Source organism: Vagococcus elongatus, from assembly GCF_003987645.1.
Taxonomy (GTDB): Bacteria; Bacillota; Bacilli; order Lactobacillales; family Vagococcaceae; genus Vagococcus_A; species Vagococcus_A elongatus.
The window spans coordinates 39,384-59,835 of the sequence record NZ_NGKA01000004.1 but is presented as its reverse complement, the minus strand read 5'-3'; the positions used below and the strand labels follow the sequence as shown (position 1 = coordinate 59,835).

Annotated in this window: 17 protein-coding genes, 1 pseudogene and 1 riboswitch; of the genes and pseudogenes, 12 read left to right on the top strand and 6 right to left on the bottom strand. The window is 39.4% G+C overall.

Going from position 1 to position 20,452, the window contains the following annotated elements:
• Positions 1 to 9: 9 nt before the first annotated feature.
• On the bottom strand, positions 10 to 1,113 hold the full coding sequence (locus CBF29_RS03840) for an ABC transporter ATP-binding protein (RefSeq protein ID WP_126807530.1): 1,104 nt from the start codon (positions 1,111 to 1,113) through the stop codon (positions 10 to 12).
• A gap of 183 nt (positions 1,114 to 1,296) precedes the next feature.
• Positions 1,297 to 1,392: riboswitch (THF riboswitch) on the top strand.
• 44 nt (positions 1,393 to 1,436) lie between these two features.
• On the opposite strand from CBF29_RS03840, the gene CBF29_RS03835 reads away from it, so the two are divergent.
• The 8 genes from CBF29_RS03835 to CBF29_RS03800 all read left to right on the top strand — a co-directional run bounded on the left by CBF29_RS03835 (position 1,437) and on the right by CBF29_RS03800 (position 9,553).
• Entirely contained in the window at positions 1,437 to 1,967 is a 531-nt protein-coding gene (locus tag CBF29_RS03835; protein ID WP_126807528.1) for a folate family ECF transporter S component, read from the top strand.
• A gap of 93 nt (positions 1,968 to 2,060) precedes the next feature.
• Positions 2,061 to 3,098, top strand: a complete 1,038-nt coding sequence (locus tag CBF29_RS03830; RefSeq protein ID WP_126807526.1) for a class I SAM-dependent methyltransferase — start codon at positions 2,061 to 2,063, stop codon at positions 3,096 to 3,098.
• A 12-nt stretch (positions 3,099 to 3,110) separates the two neighbouring features.
• A complete protein-coding gene (locus CBF29_RS03825) occupies positions 3,111 to 4,292 on the top strand; it encodes an acetate/propionate family kinase (protein WP_126807524.1) in 1,182 nt (393 codons plus the stop codon).
• A 345-nt stretch (positions 4,293 to 4,637) separates the two neighbouring features.
• A complete protein-coding gene (locus CBF29_RS03820) occupies positions 4,638 to 5,288 on the top strand; it encodes a bifunctional 2-keto-4-hydroxyglutarate aldolase/2-keto-3-deoxy-6-phosphogluconate aldolase (protein WP_126807522.1) in 651 nt (216 codons plus the stop codon).
• A gap of 98 nt (positions 5,289 to 5,386) precedes the next feature.
• Positions 5,387 to 6,265 carry an AraC family transcriptional regulator gene (locus tag CBF29_RS03815; protein WP_126807520.1) on the top strand — a complete coding sequence of 293 codons (879 nt, stop codon included), beginning with the start codon at positions 5,387 to 5,389 and terminating at the stop codon, positions 6,263 to 6,265.
• An 86-nt stretch (positions 6,266 to 6,351) separates the two neighbouring features.
• Positions 6,352 to 7,428: a Gfo/Idh/MocA family protein gene (locus CBF29_RS03810; RefSeq protein WP_126807518.1), complete on the top strand. Its 1,077-nt coding sequence runs from the start codon at positions 6,352 to 6,354 to the stop codon at positions 7,426 to 7,428.
• An 81-nt stretch (positions 7,429 to 7,509) separates the two neighbouring features.
• Entirely contained in the window at positions 7,510 to 8,478 is a 969-nt protein-coding gene (locus CBF29_RS03805; protein ID WP_126807516.1) for a sugar phosphate isomerase/epimerase family protein, read from the top strand.
• Between the two features lie 19 nt (positions 8,479 to 8,497).
• The gene (locus tag CBF29_RS03800; RefSeq protein ID WP_126807514.1) at positions 8,498 to 9,553 is read left to right on the top strand and encodes a Gfo/Idh/MocA family protein; all 1,056 of its coding nucleotides are present in this window, start codon (positions 8,498 to 8,500) and stop codon (positions 9,551 to 9,553) included.
• Positions 9,554 to 9,899: 346 nt separating this feature from the next.
• Here CBF29_RS03800 and CBF29_RS03795 read toward each other — a convergent pair whose 3' ends face one another.
• From CBF29_RS03795 to CBF29_RS03785, 3 genes are read right to left on the bottom strand one after another with little or no spacing between them, the layout of a single operon-like run.
• The gene (locus CBF29_RS03795) at positions 9,900 to 11,105 is read right to left on the bottom strand and encodes a hypothetical protein (RefSeq protein WP_126807512.1); all 1,206 of its coding nucleotides are present in this window, start codon (positions 11,103 to 11,105) and stop codon (positions 9,900 to 9,902) included.
• Positions 11,106 to 11,119: 14 nt separating this feature from the next.
• The gene (locus CBF29_RS03790; protein ID WP_126807510.1) at positions 11,120 to 11,968 is read right to left on the bottom strand and encodes a YitT family protein; all 849 of its coding nucleotides are present in this window, start codon (positions 11,966 to 11,968) and stop codon (positions 11,120 to 11,122) included.
• A gap of 2 nt (positions 11,969 to 11,970) precedes the next feature.
• A complete protein-coding gene (locus CBF29_RS03785; protein WP_126807508.1) occupies positions 11,971 to 13,095 on the bottom strand; it encodes a M20/M25/M40 family metallo-hydrolase in 1,125 nt (374 codons plus the stop codon).
• 197 nt (positions 13,096 to 13,292) lie between these two features.
• Between CBF29_RS03785 and CBF29_RS03780 the strand changes: the two genes are divergently transcribed.
• From CBF29_RS03780 to treC, 4 genes and pseudogenes are all read left to right on the top strand, one after another.
• On the top strand, positions 13,293 to 14,717 hold the full coding sequence (locus tag CBF29_RS03780; protein WP_126807506.1) for an AcpB/EbpR/MafR family transcriptional regulator: 1,425 nt from the start codon (positions 13,293 to 13,295) through the stop codon (positions 14,715 to 14,717).
• A gap of 193 nt (positions 14,718 to 14,910) precedes the next feature.
• The gene (locus CBF29_RS03775; RefSeq protein WP_126807503.1) at positions 14,911 to 15,120 is read left to right on the top strand and encodes a hypothetical protein; all 210 of its coding nucleotides are present in this window, start codon (positions 14,911 to 14,913) and stop codon (positions 15,118 to 15,120) included.
• Positions 15,121 to 15,446: 326 nt separating this feature from the next.
• Positions 15,447 to 16,881 (top strand): annotated as a pseudogene (gene treP / locus CBF29_RS03770) (PTS system trehalose-specific EIIBC component).
• A 13-nt stretch (positions 16,882 to 16,894) separates the two neighbouring features.
• On the top strand, positions 16,895 to 18,559 hold the full coding sequence (gene treC, locus CBF29_RS03765) for an alpha,alpha-phosphotrehalase (RefSeq protein WP_126807501.1): 1,665 nt from the start codon (positions 16,895 to 16,897) through the stop codon (positions 18,557 to 18,559).
• Positions 18,560 to 18,690: 131 nt separating this feature from the next.
• Here treC and CBF29_RS03760 read toward each other — a convergent pair whose 3' ends face one another.
• Positions 18,691 to 19,608 carry a transketolase family protein gene (locus tag CBF29_RS03760; RefSeq protein ID WP_342775184.1) on the bottom strand — a complete coding sequence of 306 codons (918 nt, stop codon included), beginning with the start codon at positions 19,606 to 19,608 and terminating at the stop codon, positions 18,691 to 18,693.
• On the bottom strand, positions 19,605 to 20,444 hold the full coding sequence (locus tag CBF29_RS03755) for a transketolase (RefSeq protein ID WP_126807497.1): 840 nt from the start codon (positions 20,442 to 20,444) through the stop codon (positions 19,605 to 19,607). Before CBF29_RS03755 ends, CBF29_RS03760 begins: the two co-directional genes overlap by 4 nt.
• Positions 20,445 to 20,452: the final 8 nt, after the last annotated feature.

Below are 20,452 nucleotides of genomic sequence, written 5' to 3'. Positions count from 1 at the left end.
TAGGGGGAATTAACGAATAACTTCTTCTGTCTCCTTGTCGAAGAAATGTGCTTTGTTTAGGTTAAATCCTAATTTCACATCTTGACCAGGCTGGTAAAGAGAACGAGCATCTACTTTAGAGATGAATTCTGTTTCACCAATTGTTGTATAGAGCATGGTTTCTGCTCCAAGTAATTCAGCTACGACCACTTTTGAAACAACTGCCGCATCTGGATAAGTTTCTAGAGCAATCGGTTCAGTGTGAATATCTTCAGGTCGAATACCGAAGAATACTTCTTTACCTTCATACCCTTTGTCTCTTAATACTTTATATTTACCTTCTGGAATAGCTAGATTTAGACCGTCCTCACTGATGACATAGCCATTTTCAATTCGGGAATTGAAGAAGTTCATCGCTGGAGAACCAATAAATCCTGCAACGAATACGTTGTTCGGTGTATCGTAAACTTCTTTCGGTGATCCGATTTGCTGGATAAATCCGTCTTTCATTATGACGATTCTATCGGCCATTGTCATTGCTTCTGTTTGGTCATGGGTAACATAAATAGTCGTGGTTTCCAATCTTTGGTGCAGTTTTGCGATTTCAGCACGCATGGCTACACGAAGTTTGGCGTCAAGGTTTGATAAAGGCTCGTCCATCAAGAACACTTTTGCATCACGAACGATTGCCCGTCCTAATGCCACACGCTGACGTTGTCCTCCCGATAGAGCTGCTGGTTTTCTCTTTAAAAATTCTGTTAAACCAAGGATATCAGCTGCATCATTTACCCGTTGTTCAATTTCATCTTTTGGATATTTACGTAGTTTTAACCCAAAAGCCATGTTGTCGAATACGGTCATATGAGGATATAGAGCGTAGTTCTGGAATACCATGGCGATGTCCCGGTCTTTTGGTGCCACATCATTCATCATCGTGTCACCGATCCACAGTTCGCCCTCTGTAATATCTTCCAGACCTGCAACCATTCTTAATGTTGTGGATTTTCCGCATCCTGAAGGACCAACAAAAACAATAAATTCCCGGTCCTTAATATCTAAATTAAAATCAGTAACTGAATATTTTTCATTGCCATCATATTTTTTGTGAATGTGTTTTAAAGCTATATCAACCATTTTTTCACGCTTCCTTTCTTGAGTTGACCTTATTGTAAATGAAAGCGGTCTTTTAGTTCAAGGTAATCTTGCACAAGAAACTGCTCATAAATGGTCAAAGTGACGAAAAAGCTTTCAAGAATAAAAAGTACGCATATAAATGTTAATTTATCAAGGATGTGATAGAATGAGGAAGTAAAATAAATCAGAGTAGAAAGTGAAGCGTTAAGTGTTTCCGGGATGGAATGTTGCCCGGAAGACGAAGGAGAAATCCGCGGTTTCATTTTCGCGTTCGCTGCATATTTATGTTTGTGCGGCTGCTCTAGAAAGGAGTGGCATTTTTTATGAAAAAAAAGATGGGTGCTAGGGAAATTGTTTTGATGGGAGTATTGATAGCACTGGAGATAGTCATCTCACGTTTTATTTCCGTTCAGACAGAGTTTTTTAAAATCAGCTTCGGCTTCATCCCAGTCGTAATCATGGGTATAATTTTTGGCCCTTTTTTGGCGGGAATAGGGGCAGGATTGGCTAATCTGTTTGGCTTTTTTATTCACCCTGTGGGGCAATTTTTCCCCGGATTTACGTTAACGGCAGCCTTGATGGGAATTATCTACGGTGTCTTTTTTTACGGTAAAAAAATCAGCTGGCAACGGATGGTCATCGCAAGTGTTATAGCCTCGGTAGTGGAAACAGGCTTGAACACCTTATGGCTGTATCTGACTCTGGGCTCAAAAACAGTTTTGTTTTATTTACCGACACGCCTCATCACCGCCATTGTGATGATCGGCGTAAAAATTCTCGTGATCCGTCTGATAACAGAAAAAGATTTGCTGCGTAAGACGTTAACGGATTCTTATCAGTTTTTCAATGAATAAAAATCAAGAACAACGGCTACTTCTAGTGATTAAATGTGTAAAGGCTTGAATACGCACACTTTTTTCGTTAAAATGAGAAGGTAATCGTCACTTTTGACAAGGAAAGGAACAGATGGCACTGTGTCGCAAGAAAAAATAGAACAAGGATTTAAATTGCTGGAAGAATGTGTCTTATCAATGGCGAATGCTCTTGAATGTTCTTTTTTTGAAGCTTACATTGAGACAGGCGAAAATATTCTTGAAGGGAATAAGGTGCGGATTGTAGACGGTCTTCCTAAAGCAGAGGTCGCCTCGGAGTTGGAGACCAAATACCAGCTTTTCTCAGAGCTTGAGTTATCGCCTGATGATATGCGGCGAGTGATTCAATTAGTTCTTTTAAGCGGGTTTAAAAAAGAACCGGTTCAGCCTAATCATCAGTTGACACCAGATTCTCTGGGATTTCTGATTGGTTATTTGGCTGGTCAGTTGCTGGCAGCCAGAAAGAATGAGCCTCTGACTTTCCACGATTTAACAGTGGGAACGGGGAACCTGTTGTTTACAGTTCTTTTGTATTTGAAACAGGAAAATTTCGATATCCGCAGTACAGGTGTAGAGGTAGATGATTTACTGTTGTCAATTGCTTCTGTCAATAGCGGGTTGTTGAAACAAGAGGTTGGGTTTTATTTGCAGGATAGTCTTCAAAATTTACTGCTGCAGCCTGCAAATTTAACGATTGGTGATTTACCGGTGGGGTTTTATCCCGATGATGTACGGGCTGCGGATTTTCTTGTGGGAGTCAAAGAGGAGCATACTTATGCCCATCATTTATTGATGGAGCAAGCTATGAACTATGTGACTTCTGACGGGTTTGGTATTTTCCTTGTCCCGGAGAATTTTTTAAGCTCTGAGCAAGGTTCGGCGCTGAAAAAATGGTTTCATGAAAAAGTTTACTTGCAAGCTGTGTTGGAATTGCCAAAAACACTTTTTCAGTCAGAAAGTTCCCGCAAGGTGATCATCATTGTTCAAAATCGTGGAGACAATAGTCAACAAGCAAAGGAAGTACTACTTGCCAATATTCCGTCAATGAAAGATCCTCAAGCTATCCAGAGTTTCTTTGAAAAATTTAAAGGGTGGCAGGTAAATAATATATAGAAGGAGTTTATTATGTCAAAAACAATTGCAATTAATGCGGGGAGTTCCAGTCTGAAATGGCAGTTATTCGAGATGCCTGAAGAAACAGTCATCGCAAAAGGGGTAGTGGAAAGAATTGGTTTGAAAGATTCTATCTTTACTGTTAAGTACGGCGAAGGAGAAAAATTCAACGATATCTTGGATATCAACGACCATGAGTTCGCTGTCAACATGCTTTTGGATAAATTAACAGAGTTGGCAATCATTCAATCGTTTGATGAAATCACTGGTGTCGGACACCGTGTGGTTGCTGGAGGAGAGTTTTTTAAAGAGTCTGCAGTTATCGATGATGAAGCAATCGAAATGATCGACAAATTGGCAGAATTTGCACCATTGCATAATCCTGCCGAAGCAACAGTGATTCGCGTTTTCCAGAAGGTATTGCCTCATGCGCTCAATGTAGCTGTTTTTGATACATCATTCCATACCACCATGCCTAAGGAAAATTATTTGTATAGTATCCCTATGGCTTATTATGAAAAATATAAAGCACGTAAATATGGTGCTCATGGGACAAGCCACCGTTATGTTGCCGAACGTGCAGCTCAATTGATGGGCAAGCCGATCGAAGACCTAAAAATCATTTCATGTCATTTAGGAAATGGTGCTTCTGTCACTGCGATAGAGGGCGGAAAATCTATCGATACGTCTATGGGCTTTACACCCCTTGCAGGTGTAACTATGGGGACTCGTTCCGGTGATATCGATGCGTCGTTATTGCCGTATATCATGGAAAAAGAAGGTTTGACTGACATCAAAGACATGGTTGATATTTTGAATAAAAAATCAGGACTGTTGGGCTTGTCAGGTGTTTCAAGTGATATGCGGGAAGTAGAGGCAGCAGGCACTGAGAATTCTGAAATTGCATTGAAAATTTTCGATAATCGTGTGCAAAAATATATCGGCAGCTATGTCGCCCTGATGAATGGTGTCGATGCGATTGTCTTTACTGCTGGTATTGGCGAAAATGCGCCTGTGACCCGTCGCAATATCATCAACGGTATTTCTTGGTTCGGCTGTGAAATTGACGATGAGAAAAACAATGTCAAAGGTGTTGAGCGTGAAATATCTACCGATGATTCTAAAATCAAAGTCTTTTTGATCCCAACAGACGAAGAGGTTATGATTGCTAGAGACGTAGAAGCATTAAAATAGAATGAACGTTAAAAACCGGAAGGATTCTTCCGGTTTTTTTGACAATAGAAATTTGGGTTAGCTGCGGGACTTTTTTGCTGGATATTTCTTCCATAAAAAATTTACTTAGACTAATATTTTTATGAGGGACTGGTCAATTATTGCAAAGATAGTTATTATAGACATAGTCCTTATTTTCATGTTGTGGAATAAGGACTGTTATACAACTGATTCATGATTTTATTCGAAATAAAGCAGCTGCGATTGCTTTTCTGAATATTCTGAGTGAGGCGGTTTTATATAGGATAGATTTAGCGTGTGGGACTATAATTAATAATATATTGATAAAAATAAGGAGTGGTAATCATGTCACAGAAAGCGAAAATTTTAGGACAATTGAGAGAGAACTATTTATTTGCCGTAGTTAGAGGGAAAACAGCTGAAGAGGGATACAAGATTTCAGAAAGTTGTATTGCTGGCGGAATAAAAAATATCGAAGTCACTTATACGACTCCCGGAGCAGGTAGTGTTATCCAAAAGCTGTCAGAGACAGTTGATGATAAGACTGCGGTTATCGGAGCAGGAACGGTATTAGATCCGGCGACAGCCAATGAGGCAATACTTTCTGGTGCAAAATTTGTGGTCAGTCCCCATTTTGACAGCAGTATTGCTAAAGTCTGTCATCGTTATGCTATCCCTTATCTGCCCGGCTGCGGTTCGGTGACAGAAATTATTTCTGCGATGGAAACAGGCGTTGACGTTGTTAAATTATTCCCAGGGGGATTGTTAGGTGCAAGCTTTATTAAGGATGTTCATGGTCCGCTGCCTTATGCAGAAATGATGCCTTCAGGAGGAGTTTCTTTGGATAACTTAGATCAGTGGATGAAAGCTGGGGCATGGGCTGTGGGGGTTGGCAGTGCTTTAACAGCAGATTTAGAGCAACTTGGTTTTGACAGTGTGACCAAAAAAGCGGCTGCATTCAGTGAAAAAGTCAAAGAGTTAAAGCAGAAAAACTAAAGATTAAAGTACGTGTGATGTTTCTTGCTTGGAAATTGTCCTTGAAAGAGATAGATGTTAGAATTTAGAAAGAAAGACATCTGAAAGGGGGAATACTGTTGAGTAGAAGTCGATTTTTAGAAATCCCCAAGCTGGATGCCAGATTTCCTTTTAGGTGTTTTTCGGATCTGGGGCAGGGGTTTGTTTACCCTCATTGGCACAAAGAAATCGAAATCATTTATGTTGTTGAGGGACTGATAAAAATCGGTGTGGCAGATGAATTGGTTGAAGTAAAAGAGGGAGAAATTTATTACTTTGACAGTGGGGTTCCCCATTACTTTCTTGTCTCCCCTGAAAGTAGACGGCTAGTTTATCAGTTTGATTTAAGTTTGTTCAGCAAGATTTTTTTAGATGCAAAATATGGGGAAACGGTGCAGGAAGTTTTTTCTAAGCGAGAAAACTGGAGTAGAAATTGGTCTCAGGAAATGCAAAACAAGATGCAGACAGTGTTGCAGCAACTTTATGATCAGTCTCAATTATTGGATGAGGGCGGCTTGTATTTATTTTATTTCTATCTTCATCAACTCCTGTTTTATTTTTACGGGGAGCTCCCGAAGAAAAGCAAGGAGACTAAACAAGTTGTTTCTAACGAATCTTTGAGAAGCCAAGAAGTCATTCAAAAGATGGATGTGATTTTTTCTTATCTGGAAACAAATTATCAAGAGAAAATCACTTTAGAAAGTGTGGCTCAGGAAGTTGGTTTTAATCCACAATATTTTTCCCGTTTCTTCAAGAAAAATACAGGCATCACGTTTATGGCGTTTTTGACTGAGTACCGTATCAATATGGCAAAATCAATTTTAAGCTCGGAAGACTTACCGATGATTGAGGTGGCGGAAAAATCCGGCTTCAATAGTGTGAAGACCTTTCATCATGTGTTTAAAGAATATGTAGGTTTGTCGCCTAAAAAATATCAAAAGTCAATATCCGGGAATTAGTGCCTAATCTTTGGGAAGAAATCCTTTTCATTTTTTTGTATAGTGGAGATAGTAAAACACATACGAAAGAGTGGAGGATTTTTTTTATGACGATAAAAGTTGGCATCATTGGATGCGGAGGCATTGCAAATGGAAAGCATCTCCCTAGTTTGGCTCAGGTGGCTGATGTTGAAATGGTTGCTTTTTGTGATATAGTGCTGGAACGAGCAGAAAAGGCTAAAAAAGAATATGGTGATGGGGAAGCAAAAGTTTATGAAAATTATCAGGAATTATTGGCAGATGATTCCATTGAAATCATCCATGTGTGTACGCCAAATAGTTCCCATGCAGAAATATCTATTGCCGCCATGGAAGCCGGCAAACATGTGATGTGTGAAAAACCGATGGCAAAAACGGCAGCAGAAGGTCGTGCCATGTTGGAAGCTTCGAAAAAAACAGGGATGAAATTGACGATCGGTTATCAAAATAGATTCCGGACAGATTCAAAATACTTGCATGAGATTTGTGCAGATGGAGAGCTAGGGGAAATTTATTTAGGTAAAGCCAAAGCTATCAGAAGACGTGCCGTACCGACTTGGGGTGTTTTCTTAGACGAGGAAGCCCAAGGGGGAGGTCCTTTGATTGACATCGGTACACATGCGTTGGATTTGACGTTGTGGATGATGGACAATTATAAGCCTAAATATGCTGTAGGAAATGCTTATCATAAATTGTCTCAAACAAAAAATGCGGCTAATGCATGGGGGCCTTGGGATCCAGAAAAATTTACTGTTGAAGACTCGGCGTTTGGTTTTATCACCATGGAAAATGGTGCCACAATCATCTTGGAATCAAGCTGGGCAATCAACATGAGAAAAGCTGGAGAAGCCCAAACAACTTTATGCGGGACCAAGGGCGGTGCAGACATGGACGATGGCTTATACGTCAACGGGGAAGACCGGGGACTATTATATGATAGAAAAGTTGAGCTGGAAACAGGCGGTGTAGATTTTTACGACGGTGCAGATTCTGCTCCAGAATTATTGGAGGCACAATCTTGGATCGACGCAGTAAAAAATGATACCGAACCGGTAGTCAAGCCTGAGGAAGCACTAGTGGTGACAGAAATTTTAGAAGCGATATACCAATCCTCTGAAACTGGCCAGCCTGTCTTCTTCGACTAAGGAGTCAAGAAACCCAGGAGACGTTTTATAAAATATAAGTCGTATCAGTTTTTGAAAAAAGTATAGAAAGTAGGAATTAATATGAAATTAGGTGTTTTTACGCCAGTATTTAATAAGTTATCTTTTGAAGAAATGATTGCTGTCGTGTCAGCAGCAGGATTGCAGACGGTGGAAATCGGTGTGGGAGGAAATCCCGGCAATGCCCATTGTGATGTAGAAAAATTGCTGAACAGTGAAGAGGCACGCCAAGACTATCTGGCTAAACTATCTGAGAAGGGGTTATCTATCAGTGCTTTCAGCTGTCACAATAATCCTATATCACCAGATCCAGTAGAAGCAGCCGAAGCAGACAAAACCTTGCGAAACGCTATTAAATTAGCTTCCTTAATGAATGTGCCGGTTGTTAACACGTTTTCTGGGGTGTCCGGGGGAAATGAGACGGACACACAAGTGAACTGGCCGGTACTTCCTTGGCCAACGGAATATAGCGAAAACTATAATTATCAGTGGGAGAAAAAACTGATTCCGTACTGGAAAGAAATCAATCAGGTGGCAACCGATGCCGGAGTGAAGATAGGTATTGAGCTTCATGGAGGATTTTTATGCCATACACCGTACACGATGTTGAAGTTGAGGGAAGCGACAGGGCCAGCGATTGGCTGTAACCTTGATCCAAGTCACTTGTGGTGGCAAGGTATCGATCCGGTCGGGGCTATCAAGATATTAGGCAAGGCTGGGGCGATTCATCATTTCCATGCGAAGGACACATATTTAGACCAGGATAATATCAATATGTATGGACTGACAGATATGCAGCCATACGGCAATATTCAAACACGTGCTTGGACCTTCCGTTCGGTAGGGTGCGGTCATAGCATGGGCGAATGGTCTGATATCATCAGTGCGCTGAGAATTTACGGCTATGATTATGTGCTGAGTATCGAGCATGAAGATCCTTTGATGTCAATTGATGAAGGTTTCAATCGTGCAGTAACAAACTTGCAGTCTATCATGATTAATGACCAACCAGTGGATATATGGTGGGCATAGCGTTAGGAGAATAGAGTCAATGAAGAAATTAAACTTTGTCGTCATTGGTTTCGGCGGCATGGGAAGCTACCATGCACGAGACTTGATTGGAAAAAATGAATTTGTGACAACGTATGGTGTTTATGATATTGCAGAGGACAAACAGCAGACTGCCACAGAAGAACAGTTTACAACTTATCAAAGTTATGAAGATGTTTTAAGGGATAAAGCGGTGGATGCAGTACTGATTGCGACACCTAATGACAGCCATAAAGATTTGGCAATACAGGCTCTAAAATCTGGAAAGCATGTGGTTTGTGAAAAGCCTGTCACCATGGATGTGGCAGAATTTGACGCCATCATGGAGGTCGTGGAAGAAACAGGAAAAGTCTTCATGGTTCATCAGAACCGTCGTTGGGACGAAGACTTTTTGATTATTCGTGAATTGTACCGTCAAAAACAAATTGGCGATTTGTTCCAAATTGAGTCCCGTGTCCACGGAGCCAACGGTATACCAGGGGATTGGCGTCATTTGAAAAAACATGGCGGGGGCATGGTACTGGATTGGGGTGTCCATCTGCTGGATCAGATGTTGTTTATGGTGGACAGTCCACTAGTTTCGGTTTATGCAGATTTAAGCTACGTGCTTGGAGATGAGGTTGACGACGGATTTATCGCTCATCTAACCTTTGAAAACGGAGTGAAGGCACAAGTTGAAGTGGGAACCAGCAACTTCATCAAACTTCCACGCTGGTACGTCAAAGGTCTTAAAGGAACAGGCATCGTCCATGATTGGGATTTATCAGGCAATCTGGTGATGCAAAAAGAAACCACTGAAAAGGTGGCACCTACGCCTATCCGGGCTGGACAAGGGTTGACTAAAACGATGGCTCCTCCATCTGAAGAGATGATTGTAAGGGACACACTGCCGGCAGGAAAAGCCGACTTTTCGGAGTTTTACGAAAACTTTTATCATGTGGTTGCCGGGGAGCAAGAACCCGTAGTGAAAAATGAAGAAGTGCGTGACGTGCTGGTGCTTATCGAAAAGATATTTGAATCGGCAGAAAAGAATCAAGTGTGCCACTTGGAAAAATAAATGTCACTGCTATAAGTTTTTCTTTGCATAAAAATGTCCCGCCTAGCGTTATGTCTAGGTAGGGCATTTTTTGCCTATGACGAAGAAGTACAAAAATAATCGCTCACGTAATAAGCGATTGGCAAAAGACTTATGCCCATCAGATTATTAATTTGTGGTGTAAAATCTCATCATCCTATTTCATCAAATATCACTTCACTATGATTCTACTCTATGGAGTGCACTTCATGTCAAGGCTAAAAATGGATTGTGTAGATAGCAAAAACAGGTGTTTCAAAGGAACATTAACGTTCTCTTGCAACACCTGTTTTTTTGATAAAGAATGTGTAGTCTCTTTGGGACTATGTTAACCGATAATCAATCCCACGATCAATCCGCCAGTGATAACGGAAGTAATCGTAATCGTGGAAAATCCGGCTGTGACCATAATCGGCAAAATATTTTGTTCGATAACAGCAATTTCTTCTTTGGTTTCACCTATGACTGATGCGGCCTCTTTCGACAATACCATCGTTCCCGGGAAGCCGAAGAAAGTGGTCATGCCCACAGCGATAGAAAGTGGTCCAGAGTAGCCGACCTTTCGCCCGATAAAGTAGGCAGCAACGAAAACCATCAGAACACCTGTAATCAAATAGAAAATAATTGGCCAGACCAATGATAATAAATCTGACGGCACCACGTCTGCTAATGGTGCAAAGGCGATGACCATAATCGAAATCATCAATAAGCCAAAGGAGTCAGTGGAGGATAGTGCACTAGGTTTCAAAATTTTGAAGTGGCGTAAAATAATCCCCATCAACAAAGCAATGACAAATGTATTGATTGTTCCGCCGGTTAACTGACTTAAAAAGCTGGAAATATAGACAGTTGCCCCTAGTAAAAATAGTTTGGCATAAGGTGTCAGCAAGAAATCCGGCAAGATGCTGGTGCTATTGTCAGTAGGGTCTGCGACAGCTGCTTCTTCGACATACTCCAATTTACCATCACGGTAATCCTGTTTAACTTGGAGTGCCTCCTTTTTCAAAATGTTAGCAGTGACCAGAAAGCCGACAAGGTTTTTCAAGTTTAAAATCAGCAACGGGAAAACGGCTAACAAGTATCCTGACAAAGCACCGAGATCTCCACCGGCTTTCATAATGTCGGCAGCTTTATCTTGTACCATCAAGACGTTGACTGTTCCTCCAGTGATAGCAGCTGTTCCTGCAACGGCGATGTTTCGGTCGAAAATCAGATTGCCTACAAAAAACAGGGCAATGGTCATGATGACGACTGTTAGTGAGCCAATCACGAAAGTCCGCCATTGTTCTTTCAAGTCTTTGAGACTCATGGTTGTGCCTAAATGAACAATAATGACGCCGATGACAGCATTTCCGATGCCCAACAATCCTGATTTCTCAATGAGATCGTAAGGCAAGAGGTCCGCAGCAAATCCAACTAGAAATATCATAGATGCGACAAGCATCATAGAGACGAGTGCTTTGGTCTTTTTTGAAATAAATTCTCCGATTGTCCAAATTAACATAACAACACTAAAAGCTAAAATTGGTTCCATTTCTTTTTCTCCTTCTATTGAATTGGATGATAAGTAAAGCCTAATCCACTTACTTCAGCAACATTGTAAGTGATGATAAAAGCTTTGGGGTCGATTGTTTGAATGATTTCTTTTGTCTTGGGGTAATTTTTATCGGAAACTACCAGCAAAATCATCTCTTGATTTGTAGGCGTTTCACATGAACGGACATCAAAAAGAGTCAAGTCCGCCGGGAGTACCGTCTGCAATTTCCCTCTGAATTTTTCCGTAGCAACATCACTGACAAACATGACAGCTTTCTTTCGATTGGTTCCTGTTTCTATGTACATCATGACAATAGAGGTGATAGCGATCGACATGATAGCGAAAAGAAATTCTTCCATACCAAAAACATATAGACTGAAGCAAACAATCAGAGCATCTGAAAAGAGCAAACCCAAAGAAGTGTTCAAATGAAAATATTTTTCAAAAATCAATGGTGGAATGGTCGTCCCGCCGCTGGATGCTTGGATTTTATACAGGATAGCTACCCCGATACCGAAAATGATGCTGCCAAAGATCATGGATAACATTCGGTCTTGTGCTACCATGATTTCCGGGACGATTCCCAGTGCCACAGGGAACATAAGGCTGCCGTACAGAATATTCATAAAAACTTTTCGTCCTAGAAAAATTGCAGCAAGGATCAACATGACAACGTTAAGAGCGAAAACAACGACTGCCCGGTCGATATTTAATACGATTTCCAGCAAAATGCCTAGACCGCTCACCCCACCTGCTGCGATATGATGGGGGCCAAGAAACATGTTGATACTGACCCCCAAAATCAAAACAGCGAAGGCTATTTTGATTAGTTGTAAACTTTGTTCTTTGAGTTTGCTCATTCTTACCTCCTTTTGGCGGGAGTTCTTTTAGCTAATTCAATCACTAAGGTTACTGCTTTTTCCATCTCTGCGATACTGACACTTTCTTGAGTGGTATGCATATTTGCATATCCGATGGAGAGGTTTGGAGTACTTTTTCCTTGAGCATTAAATATATTCGCGTCACTTCCGCCTCCGCTGATTTCAGAGACTAAATCAAATCCTAGATGAGTCGTAGATTCTTTCAGCAATTCCATGACAGGCTCATCGTCTGTGATTCGGAAACCTGTGGCCATCTGGTTGGCAGAAATTTCTACTTTTCCGCCAAATTTATCGGCAGCCTGCTTAAAAGATGTTTCCATCTGCTGTACTAATTGTTGCGCTCTTTTTTCAGAGATAGCTCGTACTTCCCCTTTAAGCAGCAACTCGTCCATAACGATATTGGATGCTTCCCCTCCTTGGATGAAGCCAATATTCGCTGTGGTTTCTGCATCCAGTCTGCCAGTTTCGATATGTGAGAGGGCCTCTGCTAAAATCGACACAGCAGAAATTCCTTTCTCAGGTTCCATTCCGGCATGAGCAGCCCGACCTATGATTTTTACGTCATACATGTGCAGGAACGGACTGGCTATGGTCACATGACCGACCGGCCCATCGCTGTCAAGAACGAAACCATAAGTTGATGTGAGTAAACTCATGTCTAAAGCAGCCGCACCGATTAGACCGATTTCCTCGCCGGGAGATAAGACAAATTCCAATAAACCGGTAGGAATTTTTTCTTCCTGAATACGGCGGATAGCTTCAATCATGATGGCAATGCCGGCTTTGTTATCCGCTGCCAAAATCGTGTCCCCTTTGGAATATAAAATACCGTCTTTTTCAATGACCTCAATGCCTTTTCCGGGTGAGACAGTGTCTGTGTGAGAAGAAAAGAAAAGAGGTTCAGTGTTTTTACTTCCTCTCAGCTTGGCAATCAAGTTATTTGCCCCAAGACCTGTTTTTGCCATGCTGTCATCTTCAACGATTTCTAGATTCAAAGAAGTGAAGACATTCTTTAGATACTCGTGGACTTGCTTTTCATCTTTTGATTCAGAATCAATTGAGACTAAATCGATGAACGTTTGAACTAATCTGTTTTTTGTTTCCATGTTTTTCCTCCTAATTATATTGCTAGACGTGAGCTACAATCGACTACGTTTTATTTTGAAGGAAGATGAGGGGGAGTAAATAGCCAATTAATCTTTTTTTTTATCTTTTTTTGACTACTTGTTATATTTATAGTTGAAAAAAAGTGTTAAAAGAACCATAATACAGGTGAAAAGAAAGCTTCGAGGGAGGTGTTTTTATGTTTTTAAATCTGCTTTCGAAATCGGAACAAAAAAAATTAAGTATGATTGAACTGTTGCTCCACAGAAAAGATTTAGACAGTCGTAACGTTGCTGACAAATTAGGGATCAATCAGTCTCTAGTTGAAAAATATTTAAGCGAATTAATGGTAGAAGCGAATTTTTTGCTGATAGATTATTACACTGGCCCCAATATTTCCCTAACACTGGCCCCCTCTTATGCCATCGATGAACTTTACAGCCACTTTCTAGCACGTGCCCCTGCCTTTCAGCTGTTAGAAACACTTTTTTATTCAGATTATGGCAGTTATGAACTTTTAGGAGTCGAATTGAATCTGAGCAAATCCTCAGTTATCCGCTTGATTCAGCAAATCAATGCTGAAATCAAAAAATATGATTTTTATATTGCCAAGAAACCACTCAGGATTGCGGGCAATGAAGTGGCGGTGTCCCAATTTTTTTCTATTCTTTTTGTTGAAAAATATCAAAACAAACAGTTCCCGGAAAATCAAAATTTAGAACAGGAATTAAAGTTGGTGGCTTTAGAATTGCAACGGCATTTTCCCGTCGCTCCGTATTTTTCTGATACTCAAAAGCTGATCATCATGATTTATGTCCATATGATTAGAGAAAAAAACGGCAATTTTTTGGTCATGGACAAAGAAGAATATCCCCTTATTGATATTTTGAGCAAAGAAGGAAAGAGCCGCTTGTCACTGGGGCGATTTGAGTATTATTTGACCCATCATGTCTTTAATGACGGGGAAAGCAAAGAGGAAATCGGGCAAAACCTAAGGGGGATTTTTACAGCGGTCTTTGATGCTTATGGCTATGAGCCGGAAGACTTCGAATCGTTATTTCCTAAAATACTTTTCCAATATTTGATCGGCGTCAACCTTCAAGTGCCCTATTGTATCTTGAATAATTATTTGCATCGGTTTGTGATGCTCCAACGGCGGATAATGACCAAAAAAATATACAAGACTATCGAAATTGCTTTTAAGAAATCAACGTTGGGAGATAAACATCAGGAAAATATAGAACATATTTGCTATCTTTTCAGTAATTTTTTCCCAAACTATGAAGAAAAAATCTCTTATAAGCAAAAAGTGTTTCAGTTGGGCTTGTTTTTTGATACCAATTCGGAACATACGGAATATCTGAAGTACCAAATAGAAAAGTTTTTACCTTATGAAATTTTCATCAAGATCATTAATCCCTTAGACATTTTTTCTATCCCTGCGTCAGGAGACTATTTCGATTTGATTCTCAGCAACATCTCCATTGGGCAGAGTACATTTTCTTTAAAATATAAAGAATATCATTTTATTGACAGTACCTTAGCCCCTCAGGATATCGATTTTATTACAGCAGCAGTTGAAAAGTATATTTCAGAATCAGCAGGGGAGTTGTCTTCCCAGTGATGTTTGTTTTCCTTTTCATGGTGACGGAGTTTAAGTCGAAAAAATGTTTAATAAATGGTATCATTGTGAGTGAAATTTAAATAAAAAATTATGCCGATGATTAAAATTATTATCTGTATAACCATAAGAAATACGCTATGAAGCTACAAAGAAAACCACAGAAATTTTATGATAAAGTTGGAGGTGTCACATTTTGATAGCTATCATTCAAACTCTGGGACTGTCTTTTGGTTTTGGTCTCATTATTACCACCTTGCTCCATGTTTTAAAAAAATCTCGTGAACGTCAAGGCCTATCTTTATGGCAGTTCTTCATTGGGACGCTAAGTTTGACCACCTTGGGTTACGTCATTATTGTATTGATCGATTTGATTCTCTTATTGAAAGGAAGAAATTTTATTTAGGAAAAGAAAAAATCTGATAATCATTATCAGATTTTTTTGTGCTATGAGACTATGTTAAGTGTGGTACCTATATCCTTATGGGTGTATACAAAGCTGTATTTATCTTTAAAATCGTCAAACTGACATTTGGTTTATTTGTTATTTATTATTCTTTGTAACAAGTATTATTATCACTTGTTACCTAAATTTTCATTGACTAAAAAGGGTTTTATCATGAGCGTTGGGAAATAAGTAACTCTCTCTGAGATATTATATTTGTTTTTTTAAAGCAAAAAAACTACAATGAAAGCGCAAACGTAAATATTTTTTTCGAGGAGGGAAAAAGTTTGGGGAAATTTATGGAAGATGCGGGAAAGTTGTTGAAGGCAATCGGAGGCTCAGAAAATATTTCAGCTGTTTCTCATTGTGTCACTCGGATGCGTTTTGTTTTAGAAAAGCCCAAAAAAGGCGAATGTGGCAGAAATTGAAAAAATACCATCAGTTAAAGGAACCTTTACTCAATCAGGACAATTTCAAGTCATTATTGGTAATGATGTGGCAGAATTTTACAATGATTTTCGGACGATTTCCGGCAAAGAAGGGGTCTCAAAAGACGATGCAAAATCGGCAGCCAAAAAAAATATGACTTTGGTTCAACGGGTTATGGCAGCTTTGGCGGAGATTTTCACTCCTTTGATTCCAGCGTTAGTTGTTGGGGGATTGATTTTAGGTTTCCGGAACATTTTGGAAGGGATTCCTTTCGAGGCTCTTGGCGATCAGACAATTGTTGACGTGTCCCAATTTTGGTCAGGAATTAATGCACTATTATGGCTTCCCGGAGAAGCAATTTTTCATTTTCTGCCAGTAGGTATCACGTGGAGTATTTCCCGTAAAATGGGAACAACACAAATCCTAGGAATCGTACTGGGGATTACGTTAGTTTCCCCGCAATTGCTGAACGCTTTTGCTGTCGGCGGGGCAGCAGAAATACCTCAATGGGACTTTGGCTTTTTTCAAATAGACATGATTGGCTATCAAGCTCAAGTGGTTCCCGCAATGCTTGCAGGCTTTTTACTGGCTTATTTGGAAATTGGACTGCGTAAAGTGATTCCAAATGCTATTTCAATGATTTTTGTGCCATTTTTTTCATTATTGCCTACAATTTTAGCAGCTCATATTATTTTGGGACCAATCGGTTGGAAAATCGGCAGTTTCATTTCCACAATCGTGAATGCCGGATTGACTAGTAGTTTCAACTGGTTGTTCGGTTCATTGTTTGGCTTTTTATATGCTCCGCTCGTAGTTACTGGACTGCACCATATGAGCAATGCCATAGATTTACAGTTGATCAATGAATTTGGCGGCACTAATTTATGGCCGATGATTGCCCTGTCTAATATTGCTCAAGGTTCGGCAGTTTTAGGAGTGATTTTTTTGCACCGTGGGAATAAAGAAGAGGAACAAGTTTCCATTCCAGCCATGATATCTTGCTATTTGGGAGTGACTGAGCCAGCGATGTTTGGTATTAATTTAAAATATTTGTATCCGTTTATCGCAGCGTTGATTGGTTCTGCGCTTGCAGGAACTGTTGCTATGTTATCTGAAGTGACCGCGTATTCTATTGGTGTAGGTGGGATTCCGGGAATATTAGTGATTCAGAGCCAATCGTGGTTGTGGTTCTTACTTTGTATGGGAATTGCCATAGTTGTTCCTGTTTTTTTGACTATCTTGTTCCAAAAAAATAATATATTCAATAAAGCAGAAACGTTGTTAGAAAATTGAAAAGGAAGAAAAAATGACTACTTTTAAGGAAATGACTGTTTATCAAATTTATCCCAAGTCATTTTATGATAGTAATGGAGACGGCGTGGGAGATTTGCAAGGGATTATAGAAAAAATACCTTACATTAAAGAATTGGGGGTGGATATGGTTTGGTTAAATCCCATATTTCCATCACCTCAAAAAGATAATGGGTATGATGTTTCAAATTATCAGGAAATTGATCCCCTCTATGGCACAATGGAAGAATTTGAATTATTAGTTTCATTGTTGGAAAAAGAGGGAATAGGTGTCATGTTGGATATGGTTTTTAATCACACATCCACCGAACATCCTTGGTTTCAGCAAGCACTGAGCGATGAGGGAAAATATCGAGATTATTATTTGTTACGCCAGTCGCAGGAAGATGGTTCATTACCGACTAATTGGCAATCAAAATTTTCCGGTCCTACTTGGGCAAAATTTGGCAACACAGATTATTACTATTTGCATTTATTTGATGTCAGCCAAGCGGATTTAAATTGGCGAAATTCTCAAGTTCGGCAAGAACTTCGACAGGTTTTATCTTTTTGGTTGTCCAAGGGTGTCAAGGGCTTCCGCTTTGATGTAATCAATTTGATTGGAAAAGATGTCCAGTTGGTGGATGCAAAACCAGACGAAGAAGATAAATCATTGTATACTGATCGTCCTATCGTGCATGATTTTTTGAAAGAGATGAATGAAAAATCTTTTGGTCGGTTGTCCAATGTGGTCACTGTGGGAGAATTATCTTCTACAACGGTGGAACAAGGGAAGAGTTATTCAAATCCTCAAAATCGTGAGCTGGACATGGTGTTTAATTTTCATCATCTAAAAGTAGATTACAAAGACGGGCAAAAGTGGACACGTATGCCCTATGATTTTATCGAACTAAAAAAAATTATCAACGAATGGCAAGTAGGAATGAATGAAGGCAACGGTTGGAGTGCTTTGTTTTGGAACAATCACGATCAGCCAAGGGCGCTAAATCGTTTTGGACACACAGGAATTTACCGTGAAAAGTCGGCAAAAATGTTAGCTGCTGCCATACATTTGCTCCGTGGGACACCCTATATTTATCAAGGGGAAGAAATAGGCATGGTCAACCCTGATTATACCCGCTTGAAAGACTATAGGGACGTGGAGTCCTACAATGCCTACGAAGAAATGTTGAAGAAAGGGCTGACGAAGACTCAGGCGTTGGAAATACTTCAAGAAAAATCAAGGGACAATGCTCGTTCGCCTATGCAATGGCAAAACAGTACACATGCAGGTTTTACTAAGGGAACGCCTTGGATCAATGTGAGTGAACAATACAAAGAAATCAATGCAGAATCAGAGATGAGCAAAAAAGACAGTGTTTTTCAATTTTATCAGCAATTGATACGCTTGCGTAAAGAGTGTCAGATTATCTCAATAGGAGATTATCAACCCTTTCTAGTTGAGCACCCATGGGTTTTTGCTTATAAACGTGAAGATGAAATCCATGAATTATTAGTGCTGAATAATTTTTACGAGGAGGAGGTCCTTATAGAATTACCAGATGAATTTGTGAATGAAAAAAGTTCCATCCTTATCAGTAACGAAGAAAACACCAAAATTACCAAAAAATATCGACTGTCTCCTTTCGAAAGTATAGCTATTTTAAGACAAAAAACCTAGAGAAGCTACGTTCTCTAGGTTTTTATCGAATTTGAGTGGTGAAAATAATTTTCAATTAATTATCCCAAAAGCATATGTTCTAATAATTCATGTGCTTTCTGATTAGATTTTTTAATTTTAAATTGTATTTTTTAATTAACTAATTTTTCCATAGCTAGTACAATGTCTTTTGCAGTTAAACCATATTGTGTTTTCAAAAAATTTGTACTGCCCACTTGTCCAAATTTTTCGTCAACTCCTAATCGTTTTATTTTGGAAGGATATTCTTCTGATAAAACTTCAGCAATTGCTGAGCCAATACCACCTGTGATACTATGATTATCGACAGTAACTATTGGCCCTTTTTTAGCAGCTTCTATGAGCATCTCTTTGTTCAATGGTTTTATTCTAAACGTCTCAATAACACTGACATGGATATTTTTTTTTGCTAAATTTTCGGCTGCTTTCATACACTCAGGTAATAAAAACCCCGTGCTAAAAATTGTACCGCTACTGCCTTTTATAATTTCACGATATCCTGATTTTAAGTCGCATATTTGATCCGTAAGTCTGGGCGCTTTTTTCCGCATGGTACGGATGTAATATAGCCCGCTATGAGAATAACAATGGTATAAAATATCTTTGAATTGTTGTGGATCGGATACTTCATAAATTGTGATGTTTGGGATTACTCTCATTAAAGCTAAATCTTCAAAAGACATGTGGGTTCCACCGTTCATTTCTGCGGTAATACCAACATCTGACCCTACTAAAATAGCATGGTTTTTAGAATAAGCAAGGGAAATGAAGACTTGATCAAAAGCCCTTCGGCTAATAAATGGAGCAAAACTATGGACAAAAGGAATGTGTCCTGTTACCGAAAGCCCAGCCGCCATGCTAACCTCATGGGCTTCCATAATACCTACATTGATATATCGTTCCCCCATAGTTTCTTTTAAATTTGCTGTGGCCATCGAACTAGATAAATCAGCCTCCAATACAACTACTCTATCATCTTTCTTTGCTAATTCCGCAATTGTTTCAGCGTAAATTTGTCGTAATTCACTCATCGATATGGTACCTGTCCTTTCGCTTTATTCTCTAATTCTAGAACAGCTCTTTCTAGTTCAAATTGGAGAGAACAATCAGGGCGTAGATGATGATTGTTCATAATTTTTTCTACCGCTGTTACACCATATCCTTTGATAGTGTCCATAATAATTGCTGTTGTTGAGGCTTCGTTTTCTTTTGCTTTAGTAATCGCTTCTTCTACCTCACTAATATTATTTCCATTAATTCTGAAAGAGTTTAAACCGAAAGCTTGCATTTTTGTGACAAAGTCCATAGGATTATTAATGTCTTTGGTGTAACCGTCTAATTGCTTTTTATTATCATCAACGAAAAGTATAAGATTATGTAGTTTATGATGATTGGCAAATTGAATTGCCTCCCAGCACTGCCCTTCATTTAATTCTCCATCGCCAACGATGCAATAAGTATAATTATTTAAACCTTTCAGCTTATTCCCATAAGCAACACCAGTGGCGACTGACAATCCTTGTCCTAAAGAACCTGTAGTTACATCAATACCTTTTGTTAGATTTTTATCAGGATGGGAAGGTAAATTTGTTCCATTATTATTTAAAGACATTAGCGTTTCCTCTGAAATATAGCCTTTTAAAAACAAAGTTGCATATAAACTTGGTCCAGCATGTCCTTTTGATAAGACAAAATAATCACGATTCTCATTGTCTGGATGAGCAGCATCGATATTCATTTCTTTACCATAGAGGACTGCAAGGGTTTCGATAATTGACAAACTCCCTCCGTAATGGCCGAACCCTCTATTATTTAATTCTTTCATTGTATATAATCTAATTTCATCTGCAAATTTTTTTAAGTCCAATTGAAATA

What these genes read in the sequence shown, in the direction of transcription:
- CBF29_RS03790 (WP_126807510.1), bottom strand. Translation starts at nt 11,968, where the DNA reads ATGAGCAAACTCAAAGAACAAAGTTTACAACTAATCAAAATAGCCTTC.
- CBF29_RS03780 (WP_126807506.1), top strand. Translation starts at nt 13,293, where the DNA reads ATGTTTTTAAATCTGCTTTCGAAATCGGAACAAAAAAAATTAAGTATG.
- CBF29_RS03785 (WP_126807508.1), bottom strand. Translation starts at nt 13,095, where the DNA reads ATGGAAACAAAAAACAGATTAGTTCAAACGTTCATCGATTTAGTCTCA.
- CBF29_RS03835 (WP_126807528.1), top strand. Translation starts at nt 1,437, where the DNA reads ATGAAAAAAAAGATGGGTGCTAGGGAAATTGTTTTGATGGGAGTATTG.
- CBF29_RS03820 (WP_126807522.1), top strand. Translation starts at nt 4,638, where the DNA reads ATGTCACAGAAAGCGAAAATTTTAGGACAATTGAGAGAGAACTATTTA.
- treC (WP_126807501.1), top strand. Translation starts at nt 16,895, where the DNA reads ATGACTACTTTTAAGGAAATGACTGTTTATCAAATTTATCCCAAGTCA.
- CBF29_RS03800 (WP_126807514.1), top strand. Translation starts at nt 8,498, where the DNA reads ATGAAGAAATTAAACTTTGTCGTCATTGGTTTCGGCGGCATGGGAAGC.
- CBF29_RS03805 (WP_126807516.1), top strand. Translation starts at nt 7,510, where the DNA reads ATGAAATTAGGTGTTTTTACGCCAGTATTTAATAAGTTATCTTTTGAA.
- CBF29_RS03760 (WP_342775184.1), bottom strand. Translation starts at nt 19,608, where the DNA reads ATGAGTGAATTACGACAAATTTACGCTGAAACAATTGCGGAATTAGCA.
- CBF29_RS03825 (WP_126807524.1), top strand. Translation starts at nt 3,111, where the DNA reads ATGTCAAAAACAATTGCAATTAATGCGGGGAGTTCCAGTCTGAAATGG.
- CBF29_RS03810 (WP_126807518.1), top strand. Translation starts at nt 6,352, where the DNA reads ATGACGATAAAAGTTGGCATCATTGGATGCGGAGGCATTGCAAATGGA.
- CBF29_RS03840 (WP_126807530.1), bottom strand. Translation starts at nt 1,113, where the DNA reads ATGGTTGATATAGCTTTAAAACACATTCACAAAAAATATGATGGCAAT.
- CBF29_RS03795 (WP_126807512.1), bottom strand. Translation starts at nt 11,105, where the DNA reads ATGGAACCAATTTTAGCTTTTAGTGTTGTTATGTTAATTTGGACAATC.